The following is a 12129-nucleotide window of genomic DNA, read 5'->3' on the forward strand; positions in this document are numbered from 1 at the left end:
TGTTTTTAGTAATTTTGTAGTATCAGTAATGAAATACCCTTAATTAACTATTATTCAAAGTTTCAATATCTTCATATTGTGTTTTAAATCCTTCATCTCATAACATTATTCTCTTAATCTTAAATAACAATGTTGCATTACGTATAAAAATAAACTTAGTATCCTAAGCTTTTTTCTAAATCTTTACTTGTTTGTTTTTAAAATTCAATTATTACCTTTATTCTAATTATATTTTTAACAAACTCACTTACTTGTGACGCTGTTGTCCGTACATTATTCTATGGAGCTAAACTATTATTCATAAAAATCTATTAATTCATCTAAACTTATTACCTCTACTACATTATCAAAAATCTTTTTTGCCATAGTAAATCTCCTACTGGTATTATAATTTATCTATATTAAGCTACTATAGTACAACATAATTTTTAGCTTTTATAAAATCTTTTCTACCCATCTTTTCTACTTCTACATTACACACCCTTATGAAGGATCCCTTATATCTATTCCAAACATTACCTTTATTTAACTCTATTCCTAGCTTAGTTTTATAGCCACATTTACTTAACATTTTATCTTCTTCTTGAGTAACTACACATACCAGTAAATGATTATCAAGAAACTCTACCACATCATTAACTGCAGCATCTTTTTCAAACATTTCTATTATATGTTGTTTAATTATATTTAAAGGAACAACATGTTCAAATATTAAACCTTTCACTCTATCTTTATCTCTACTATTGAAAAGTTCTATCGCTTCTTTAGACCAGTATTTTTGTCTAACATGCCTATTTATACCTTTTTTAAATTCTCCATCATTATCTAATCTTTCTCCAATATACCAAAGTAGCTCCTTTAAAAGTTTATCAAGACCAACTTTAAAGTTATCATCCTCTTTAGATAATTCATAATTCACCTTTAAAACATTTACTAATCCGTATTTATTTATGTTCATAAATCTTTCCCTCCAGAAGCCCATAACTTTATATCTTTACTTATTTGTTCTACATTATAACTTAGATTGTATAATTAATTGCAACACCTAAATAGATAAAAAAATCATTATGATTAACGTATTATAAAATGTAGTTCTCTCACGAACATAATAATAAGAAGTTAATCACAATGAATCGTACACATGTTACCATAGAATATAGAGAAAATATACTTAAATATTTGTAAGCATCAAAAAATTGACGCTTACATTAAAACTGCTCCAATTCTATTAATTATATACAAAAATATCCTATAGATCAGACATTTTTATTAATTGTCTACTCTATAGGGTACATTTTACTCAGTCATTATATAATTTCCTTTTTCATTTTAAGTCTCATTGTACAAATAGCATGTTCTTGACACAAAACGTCAACGAATGCAACACTAGACATCGTCGTAAAGGTATTCCAACGACTATTTAGACAAACTCTAGTTAATATTTCTGTACTTTGTAAAAACTCCTTTTTTACTATTTATAAATTCTATCTGTTCCTATTTATTATTAAAATTCCATAAATTCTAACTGGTCTACGTTTTTATTACCAACTATGCATTATAAGGTTTAGATTTTTTTATTAATCCTTTTTCATTTCTATCTAAGACTTATCTATCGTTAAGTAATTCATATTTATTTTCTAACATTATTTATACAATTTATAATTATACTAATTTTTCTTTTCCTTCTTTGAATTGTTCTATTGATTCTATCATCATTTTTCTTATAATTTTTAATTAATTGTTGTTTTCGTAATATATATTTGCTATATCAGTCAGGAATAGTCTTTGTTCTGTCTCATTTGCATCTATATCTCTTGTATATCCTTTTTTATCAGTTGTGTTTATTCCTAATAGAGTTATTATATCTCTATCTTGTGGTTTTAAGAATTTATATGTATCAACTCTACCATCTTGTAAAGTACAAGTAAATATAATTAAATTATTTTCTTGTATTCCACAATCTATATCAGTATAATATCCTGATTCTAAGAATAATTGTCTGTATGTTAAATATTCATAAGTATCTAAGTTTTTCCAAGCATCTGAATCCAACACGAAGCTACTCCAATATTCTCTATTTGATTCATCATCTGGATTATATTCATAAGGCTCTTCTGGTTCTGTTTCTGTTTTTTCAGATTCTTCAGTTTTATGTATTGTAACACCTGAATCATCTGTTGAATCTTCTTTCTGTTCTGTAGCATCAAGCTCTGAATCATCTATTACTTCTTGTTGCTCGCTTTCTTTATTTGTTTCAGTTGTGGATGATGAACATCCACAAATAAATATACTAACTCCTATAACTACTCCTGATAATAATGCTATTCTTACTTTCATTTTAATAATCTCCTTTTAATATATTAATAAACTATCCATCCATTACTTATAGTACAAAATGCTAAATCTAATGACATACAATCTTTTGCATGTAAATGTATTTGAATATCTGGTGAAAAACCAAATGTATTACTTATATCATCTTGTATTCCTTTAAGCATTTGTGATCCATCATTACCAAGTGAATTTTTAAGTTGCGTTCTATAATTCTCAGTACCTATAGCATCTTTTGTATATTCAATATCCTGTCTTGTCACATCAGATAAAAATCCATCAATAATTATTGTATTAGATGATTCATTATATTTAATTGTAAATGTCATGTCGTTAGTTTGTTTATTCATTTCATCTTGAACCATAGAACATACAGTATTTATATCTACATCAACACTGCTATTATCATCTGATTCGCTACTATCAGTTTCTGAATCGTCTGCTACCCAATCGTCTGCTTCAGTAGGATTACACCTATCCTCAATACATAATAGAAATACATCTAATTCATCACTCACAAGTTCATGCGAATTTTGATATACATTCTGTAGGCCTACACTATTATTAGACAAATCAAATACGAACTTATATTTTGTACCATCTGTATCAGTAATGTTTATAATCATATTATCTCCTTCTGATTTTGTTGTCATTTTGCTTTCATCACCATTAGTCATTACATTTATTAAGTCACCCATTGTCATACCATAATCATTAGTCAGTTCAAAAGGATATATTAAATCCATTTTTTCATCATATGATAATTGTTCTTGCTTTGATGTACTATTGCTTTCTTTAGTTGTATCAGATGTACATCCACAAGTAAACACACTTACACTTACTATTAATCCTGAAATTAATCCTATTTTATTTATTTTCATTTTTCTTTCTCCCCTGGTAGGTGCATAGTAAACCTACACGATATAAATATCGCTTACCTTTTGAATTTTTATATTTACACTATCATCATATATAATTGAGATTTTGAAGTTTTATAAATTAATATAAGATAGAGATTAATCTCTATCTTATATTAATTTATAATTGAAAAAATGCATATCCTTTACCTGTCAATACATAATAATATGCAAATTTTTTAGGTTTTTATACTTTTATACAATCAGCAAATATAGACTTTTTAAATACCAATTTCTTGAAGAAATGTAAGTGAAAAAATGATATAATCTCATAGATTGTAACATCCTTTCTGCTATTTTGATAAGCTATATTCATAGCTACTGTGATTTAGAGAATTTATATTATAATTTATTTGTACAAACAGTATATCTAACTTTATAAACTTCAAATTACTAAAGTCAATGATAAAAAATATTGATACTACTACTCATTTAGTTTTCATAATATCTCATATTCTGCCTTTATTTTTTTAATATAGCTATCTTTTTACAAAATAATTTCTATTTTTATTTATAAAATCCTTTATTTATTCTAAATTTTCATATTTTCTTTATAAGAAAAATAAAGTCCATTTCCTATTGAAATGTACCTTTAGTCAGGACAATTAATAAAAAGACTATGCTACTAGATGATCCCTATACTGAATAGAGGTCATCCTTTTAAATTCAATTTATAACTATAATTATTATAATAATCCATATATTCATTTATCTCATTTTCTAGATCATCTAACGTATTACAATTTTTAAAATGTTCAAAAAATCACTCTTGAGGATCGTTATCCCAGCAATTCCTTCTTCTAGACATTTGTTTACCCAATCCTATTGACTTAACTTTTTTTTGAAACTTTGGACTTGTATCGCCTATCTCCTATATTTTCAACAAGATTATCATTTGTATCAAGCACTATAACTATCTTAAGGCTAAATGAAGCTTTGTATGGTAATTTATCATTTATCAATAAATCTTTAATTGTTAAAAGATAGGCTCTTCTACCATTGCTACATGTTATATCTGTTAACAACACCTTTTTAGGTATTTCTTCTTTAAACTGTCTATTAAGTAAATTAGGTAATACTGAATGTTCTTTGGTAGCTTTCATCATTTGTTTTGAAGCGTTAGCTTTTCTTATTGTACAAACTGTATTATATTTTTCATATTTATTCTAATACTCTTTAAATTATATTTAATTCCAACTGGAAACATATCTTCATTCCTCATTGCTTTCTAAAAAATTTCTGAAAACATCATCAGAAATTTCTTTATACAAATTTAGTAAAAACTACATTTATTTATTGTACACTTTCCACCACACATCAAAAAGACCTAGAACCATATATCCCAAGATCTAAGTCTTCTCACCCCTAACCTATCACCCCCTCCTTCCTAAGCACATACTTCACCTGCTCCTTACTAAGATCGTATCTCACCCTCAGCCTGTCCAAATTCTTTCCATTATACTCTTTAATAATCCTTCTATTCCTATCTCCCATAATCATTTTGCTGTACACAGGAATGTATACACAGCTACCTCCATACATTTTGCAAATCTGCAAGAAGTTTTCCATTCCCACTATGTCTGCCATTGTATGCAAATTGTAAGGTATATCCTCCATTACCACATTCATAATTTTCCCTCCATTTTTTATTGTTATATTTTGTGCTTATGTGTTGTGCTTTAATGCAAAATTTCCTATACGCGCGCATATACACATAGGCGCCTATTTTTCATATATTTTTTATAATAATTAATTAAATGTATATCTATATAGAAACACTAAGCACAGAGCTAGTTAAAATACTGTCCCTTACTAATTCTTAGCCTGTGCTTAAATTTGAACTTATGCTTGTGCTTATACAGATAAGTACAGTATTTTTGCTACTATTTTGTGCTTACTGTACTTATCTCCTAATTTTTTTAACATATAAGCACGAAGTCTTTTACTTATTATTTCTTATAAATGTTATTTGAGGTCCGTATAGAGGATATCTTGTTTTACCCGTTCTGTTTGATGATAGCCTTTCCCATCCACCTATACGATTTATAATTGATTCTATAACATAAGAATCTGAGCGTTTTAAATCTTGGCGCTCTTTATAAAAACATTCACACCAAATTTCCATTATACAAACTTTATCTCTTTTTACCGTACCTTTTTTAGAGCTTAGATCACTGCCACTTAAAAAACTACGTCTTTCATATAAATCCATTTCATCCCAGCTTTCAGGTAGTAGCTTTTCTAGATAGTCTGAAATTATCCCTTCCCTATCATCACACTCCAAAGCTTGCTTCTGAGCATCATAAGCCATAGCTGCTACTTCTCCTTTTAAAAACAGTTCTTCCCCATCTTTATAAGCATCAATTGCTTCTGCCCAAATTTGGTCTACTTCCTTTAGATCCCAAGGCTTGTACATACTAATGCCACTTACATTTACTGGCCAGAATCTTCTATTTCCTGTTATATCTCTTAGAAATCCACTTTCTGCATTAGTTGTTCCTACTATAATATTACTTCTTGGGTGATTTTCCACAGTTATTCCATAGGCTTGGCGGAATTTATCGTCTGTTCGTGTTACAAATGATTTAATTGTTTCCATCTCTACTTTTTTCATTCCTGCAAGTTCTCCCAGCTCCAATATCCAGTAGCCTTGGAGTTTTTCTGCTGCTGTTTTGTCTTTCATGTCTGTTATAGACAGGGAGTCTGAGTACCACTCTTTTCCCAGGATTGAGAATAATGTTGATTTTCCTATTCCTTGAGGTCCGTTAATAACTAATATATTATCAAATTTTATTCCTGGTTCATATATTCTGGCCACTGCTGCACAAAGAGTTTTTCTTGTTACTGCTCTTACAAACTCACTATCCTTAGCTCCCAAGTAATCAATCAAAAGAGTGTCTATTCGCTTTTTCCCGTCCCAAGTCAATTTGCTAAAATACTCTTTTATTGGGTGATAAGTTCTTTCTGACCATACTAAACCTAGAAGGCCATCCTTAAATTTAGATGGTGACCAAATTCCATAAATATTTTCAAAATATATTTTTGCACAGGCGAAATCTGCATCTGACCATCCTAATTTAGCTTGTTTCCAAGGGAGCTTTCCAATAACATCTATGGAAAATTTTAGCTCGTTATATACAATGTTTTTAAGATTAGTATCATATCGAAGGATATTAGTTATATTTAATAAAGTCCCCTTCACTTTTCCATGTTTGTCTAGCTCTAAAAGCTCCTGCCAATTTTTATTTTCTTCTTCCTCTGACAAATCCTCCACCACATCAAACTCCAAAGATGCCAGCTCTATCCTCTCTTTTGCTAGTTGTAATTTAACCTTCTCATCATTTACAGTAAACTCCTCCATAGCCTTATACGAAGGCAGACTTACACACTCCTTATTCCCATCCACATTTTCATCCAAATGACCAAACTTATGGATTCGCACCATATCAAAAGCGTTGACCAATTTGTCACAAGCTGGATCTGTAGCGTGATGAGAATAAGCAAATTTGTCATCATAAACAACTACTCCTGCACAGGAATTGGCTGGGATGTAATCGTATCTGCCCTCCATTTCACTTTTTTCATATATATTAGAAAGAAATTTTTCTACAACATCTTCTATACTATAAGCTCTGCAAAATGCACCTACTAAACCCTCTTTTTCAAGAGGGTCTGCTTGTTTTTTTACATCGTGTTTTGTGATAATGTTTTGTCTGCTAGATACGGGCCACTGTCTAGAGTCTGTCCAGTCTTTGTATTTGTTCAAAACATCATCTGGATTTAATAAATCTCCTTTTATTTCCTCAAAAATAAATTCTCCATCTATACTAGTGGAAGGCCAATACATTAGTCTGCTTGATTCGTAAGTTGTATCGTCAAATAGATTAATTCCTATTTCTTTTGCAATCATTCTGGAAACTGCACAGTATTCTTCAGGGCTTATGTTTCTACTTAGGGGGATTATTAAGCGAAGTCTTGGCTTTTCTTTTTTGTGTTTGTGTGTGGAGTAAAAATAAGAAGTGAAAGGGAAAAACATTTTTATTTCGTCTATAATACCGACTGTGGCATAGTCCATATCTAGAGTTAGGGCACTTCTACTTATGACACAATCTTTTTTTCGTCTGTTATCTTTTAATTTACCAAGTACAAATCCTCCCACGTCTTTGATATCATCTTGCTTTTCCTTTGGCAGATTTCTGTACTCTTCCATAGTTTCCCTTGTTCTAGTTGTAGATGATATGAGTTTTATAAACTCTTCCAAATTCATCTCCTGAAACTTCCATACTTTATCTTTTCGAGATTTCCCTATACTTATATCTATCTTCATTTTTTATTCCTTTCTTTATGGGTGCATTATTTTCCAATTTGTATAATTTAAGGGCATTTCAATATTATTGTTTTTAATAATTCAAAGAGATTGTAATATTATTTCCTACTAGGAATATAATAAGCGCAATTGTTCTCATGTTATATTCCTAGGTTTGTATTATTTATTAACTTGTTGTTTTTTTATCCAGTTATTTTTATTACACTGACATTTCTTATGAGCTTGCTGTTTTTTATCAGCTTATTATTTATGAGCTTGCTGTTTTTTCACCTGATTGTATTATCTCTTATGATTTTCCTGTCTTTTATCAGCTTGTTATTCTTTCTTATAAAAGTCGCATTTGTAGCCTTCTGCTCTTAGGGGTAGGTTCTTAGCCCATGGTGGGACTATTGTCATTATGTCACATATCTCATCCACTGTTTTTTCATTCTTTTTCACTTCCACAACTACCTCATCGTGAACATGCATAACAATATCCCCTCCTTCATCTCTTATGTTCAACATGGCATAAGCTAAAATATCTCTGCTTATTCCCTGTACTATGTTTTCCACCAGTTTTGGTCCATAGGTTTCAATTCTTGTCCATTTTTTCTGCTCACCTATGCCTTCATAAGTTAATGAATATGTGCCAAACTTGTTTTTTCCCATTCTCGGTTTTGCATAGGCCAGTTTTCTACCACTGGGAAGTTTTATAAAAAGCATTCCACTTTTATAGGAAAAAGTGATTTTCCCCACAGTAACTGGCATTTTTTCCTTTACTGCTTTTATGGCTGCATTTCCCACATCCCACCAAAACTTAGTAATATTAGAGTTTACTCTTCTCCATTTTTTCACCAAGGGTAATAATTCTTCTTCTTTTAAATTCTTTTCCAAAGCCCCCATAATTGTTAATGCTCCCACAGATCCACCATATCCCAGTGCTAACTCGGCGATTTTACCTTTTTGTCTTAGGCTGCTTCCTTTTGTAACTTCATTTATGGGTACATTAAAAATTTCTGCTGCTGATGCTTCATATATTTTCCCATGACTTTTAAAGATCTTTATTCTCCACTGTTCATTGCTAATCCAAGCCAAAACCCTTGCCTCAATGGAACTAAAATCTGCCACCACAAACTCATAGCCCTTCCTTGGTACAAATGCCGTTCTTATAAGTTGGGACAGTATGTTAGGTGTGGTTTCTTCCAAAAGTTCCAGCTTTTCATACTCTCCACTTTTCACCATGTCTCTTGCTAAACCTAAGTCTTTTATATGATTTTGTGGAAGGTTTTGCACCTGAACAAGTCTTCCTGCCCATCTACCTGTGCGGTTGGCTCCATAAAACTGAAACAATCCATGAACTCTCTTGTCCTTGGTAACACATCTTTTTATGGCTTCATATTTTTTTACAGAGGTTTTGCTCATTAACTGTCTAAGTTTTAAAACTTCTTTTACCTTTCCTTCACTTATTTTTATTAATTTTTCCACGGATTTTTTGTCCAAACTATCAGTCATAACTCCCTGGTCTTTTAGCCAGTTTTTCATTTGTAATATGGAGTTGGGATTTTCTATTTTTGTTAATTCATAAAGTTTGGATGTTATTTTTTCTTTGTGTTTCAAATCACATTCTAGGGCTTTGTTTACAAAATCCATATCAACAAGTATGCCTCTGTCATTTATCTCCTGATCTATTTTATAAATTTCAATTTCACTATAACTTATGGGAAATTTACTTAGTCTTTCTCTAATTTGTCTCTCACAAATCACATCTCTTATACAATATTCTTTAAATATTTCCCACTTATCTGGTGCATCTGTTGGCAGATTTCTTTCTTTATAATTGTTATTTTTAGTAGGTTTGCATGGCATGGAAAAAAATTTTATTAAATCTTTACCTTCCTTCATTTTTTTACTTTTTATATTTAATATATCTCCCACACTTTCCAAGGACGCTGGCAAAGCTAACATGGCTGATTGAACTTGTGTACAAAGCCAAGACTGCGGTGAAAGGTCTATCCCCAAATATTTGGAAAGACAAGTTCTCTCAAATACAGCGTTAAAAGCAGTTTTTATAATTTTTTCATCTTGTAATGCTTTAATAACTTTTCCTGGCAACTTTTCTCCTTTTGCCAAGTCCACAATTTCCACCTGGTCATTGTTAAAAACATAAGCAAATAGCAAAATCTCAAAACTGTCACAGTCACTATAAGCATAAACACCACACTTTGCTAAATTCACCTTAGAAAATGTTTCTATATCAATTGATAAAATATCCACTTTTCCCTCCCCTTAGCATAGAAAATTCGCTACGCTTCATGTCGCCAACGATATATCCTCGTTATCACTTCGGATACATCCGTTGCTCAAAATTAGGTAAGTTGGAATTATAAATTTTCCACAAACCAGATAATTTATAATTCCCTTAACATAAGAACTCTTCTTCGCTGATTTCACCAAACTCATCTCTGGCACTTACTCTCTCACCTAAGATCTCACCGTCTTTTATCTTTTGGATATTGCCAAGATTTGCTCCGATTCCCATGTTTCCATCTGTGTTATAACCATAAAAAGTAACACTAATACGACCATAACAACCAGAGTAAACTTCCTTTTCGTCTAAAATAGGCTCCACCTTTTTGTCCACAACTTCAGGTTTTCTTTTACTGTTTGCATTAAAAAAATAACATCCTCTATAGGCTTCGTCATTTGGGCGCTCCAAGTCACCATCTCTAAGGGGTATTTTCAAATTACTAGGAATTTTCCCATTCCATTTGGATGCATAGTCCTTTTTTGTTTGGTCAACTGCCTTCATAATGCATTCAATTGTTTTAATATCACTCTTTGGTATTATTGCTGATACAGAATACTTTTCTCCATACTCACTTGCAACATTAGGCTGAAAACAATATAGATAAGAAAATCTACATGGTACAATCACCTTTCTTAAATTTGTGTTTTTACTCATATTTACTCCTCCTTAAGTATGTTTTTTTACAGATTTTTTTACTTTATAAAAGTTATATCAAACGAAAATTCTACAAAACGAACAAATATTCTGTCCAAATAACTAAATTATTGCTATAATCCATAATATAGAAGTTATTTTTCAAACATTTTTTTTATAACTTTTATACTTAAATAATAAAACCAATTGCTAAAGATGTAATCGGGACAAAATTGGGATAAAATCGGGATAAAATTTAAATGATTATAGGAGGGGACCTATGTGTACTTTGAATTTTGCTACTTATGCAAAAACAATAAAAAAAGGAATGTGTAATGCGACAAACATTGAAGTAACAAAGCTTCTACTAGACTTCATTGTAAATGAGGAAACAGTTTTGAACAAAGAAGGAGATCAATACCACATAAACAACTACTATGTTAACAAATGGATCAATCAACATACTGATATACCAGCCACTATAAAAAAAGCTGCCTCCTGTCCTAAAATCATTTCCAAATCTGAGGATTATTTTGACAACATAGTTATAAATACCCTTAGTCCTCAAATGGAACTGGACACTTACTCTACTTTACTAAAACTAATAAAAAACGATACAACCATGTCTAATCATATAAAAAACAACTTGATAAACTTATATAAAGACAATGAACTTGGAAAATTTCTATCACACACTTTTCTTTATGCTTTGCAAAAAAATAATAAAACATCACACAAAAAAAATAAACTTTTACAAGAAGATGATGAGACAAAGTCAATCACCTATTCTTTTATAGAAGATAATTTGAACAAGCTAAATGAAATATATAATAAATTTCCATCACCAGAAAAACTAGAACCACCCGCCAGGCTAGAAGACCACGAAATGACATATGCTCTAGAACTACTTGCTGCTTATGCAGATAAAGAAGGAGTTTTGGAAATTTCAAAAGAGGATTTAAAAAAATACCCAAAATATTATAAAAACTTTCAAAGACAACGTACATACTACTATGCCGCCGAGTCTATTAGACAATTAACAGAATATGTATTTTGTGCTGACGAATTTAAAATTCTAAAATCAGAAACCCTTGATGCAATTATAGAAACCTATGAAGATGATTACGAAAATGGATTTATACGCTTAAATGAAGTGCTGAAACATGTTTCAAAAATTGAACTTCATGAGTCAATACTTACTAAAATCCCTGGTTGTCTTAATATTTTTCAAAAGAAAGGTATTTGTCATATGTTAGTAAACGACAAGGAAATAACATGGTCGGGGAAAAATTTATGACTAGAGACAAAATACACCTGTAGCATGAAATACAGGCCTATGGATTTTGGCAAGATTTAAAATAAAACACAAAAATAGCCTGGATGTCCGATGTCCAGGCTATTTCTTCGATATATGAAAAAAAAATAATAATGAATCAATGAACAAAGAAATTCTAATTAGGATATTTAAATTATGGACATACTTTTTAGTTTCTATACATATTTTTTTATTATTTTTTATTAAAATTTGTACTAAACAGCATCCCTTTATTATTTAGTTTATTATAATAGGAAGTTAAGAATCCCAAACCTTTGTTAGAATATATTGTTATTAGTGTTACAATTTAATTGGATAC

9 protein-coding genes and 1 pseudogene are annotated in these 12129 nt (G+C 30.4%); 1 reads left to right on the forward strand and 9 read right to left on the reverse strand.

Annotated elements, in window-relative coordinates; all coding sequences use genetic code 11:
• Window positions 1-409: 409 nt before the first annotated feature.
• The 9 genes and pseudogenes from JW646_RS01845 to JW646_RS01880 all read right to left on the reverse strand — a co-directional run bounded on the left by JW646_RS01845 (window position 410) and on the right by JW646_RS01880 (window position 10516).
• Entirely contained in the window at window positions 410-958 is a 549-nt protein-coding gene (locus JW646_RS01845; protein WP_228416365.1) for a hypothetical protein, read from the reverse strand.
• A 776-nt stretch (window positions 959-1734) separates the two neighbouring features.
• The gene (locus JW646_RS01850) at window positions 1735-2337 is read right to left on the reverse strand and encodes a hypothetical protein (protein ID WP_228416366.1); all 603 of its coding nucleotides are present in this window, start codon (window positions 2335-2337) and stop codon (window positions 1735-1737) included.
• Between the two features lie 23 nt (window positions 2338-2360).
• Window positions 2361-3212: a hypothetical protein gene (locus tag JW646_RS01855; protein ID WP_228416367.1), complete on the reverse strand. Its 852-nt coding sequence runs from the start codon at window positions 3210-3212 to the stop codon at window positions 2361-2363.
• A 688-nt stretch (window positions 3213-3900) separates the two neighbouring features.
• A pseudogene (locus tag JW646_RS20320) lies at window positions 3901-3987 on the reverse strand (hypothetical protein); the annotation flags it as partial.
• A gap of 91 nt (window positions 3988-4078) precedes the next feature.
• A complete protein-coding gene (locus JW646_RS01860) occupies window positions 4079-4354 on the reverse strand; it encodes a hypothetical protein (RefSeq protein WP_228416368.1) in 276 nt (91 codons plus the stop codon).
• 259 nt (window positions 4355-4613) lie between these two features.
• Window positions 4614-4877: a Mor transcription activator family protein gene (locus JW646_RS01865; protein WP_228416369.1), complete on the reverse strand. Its 264-nt coding sequence runs from the start codon at window positions 4875-4877 to the stop codon at window positions 4614-4616.
• A gap of 313 nt (window positions 4878-5190) precedes the next feature.
• Window positions 5191-7575 (reverse strand): virulence-associated E family protein, encoded by a 2385-nt coding sequence (locus tag JW646_RS01870; RefSeq protein ID WP_228416370.1) that lies wholly within the window; start codon window positions 7573-7575, stop codon window positions 5191-5193.
• Window positions 7576-7890: 315 nt separating this feature from the next.
• Window positions 7891-9828, reverse strand: coding sequence for a DNA polymerase (locus tag JW646_RS01875; protein WP_228416371.1), 1938 nt, complete (start codon window positions 9826-9828; stop codon window positions 7891-7893).
• Window positions 9829-9973: 145 nt separating this feature from the next.
• On the reverse strand, window positions 9974-10516 hold the full coding sequence (locus tag JW646_RS01880) for a DUF2815 family protein (protein WP_228416372.1): 543 nt from the start codon (window positions 10514-10516) through the stop codon (window positions 9974-9976).
• A gap of 259 nt (window positions 10517-10775) precedes the next feature.
• Between JW646_RS01880 and JW646_RS01885 the strand changes: the two genes are divergently transcribed.
• Complete coding sequence (locus tag JW646_RS01885) at window positions 10776-11792, forward strand: ABC-three component system protein (RefSeq protein WP_228416373.1); 1017 nt, start codon at window positions 10776-10778, stop codon at window positions 11790-11792.
• Window positions 11793-12129: the final 337 nt, after the last annotated feature.

The sequence above is a fragment of the Terrisporobacter hibernicus genome (genome assembly GCF_020809405.1).
GTDB classification, from domain to species: domain Bacteria; phylum Bacillota; class Clostridia; order Peptostreptococcales; family Peptostreptococcaceae; genus Terrisporobacter; species Terrisporobacter petrolearius.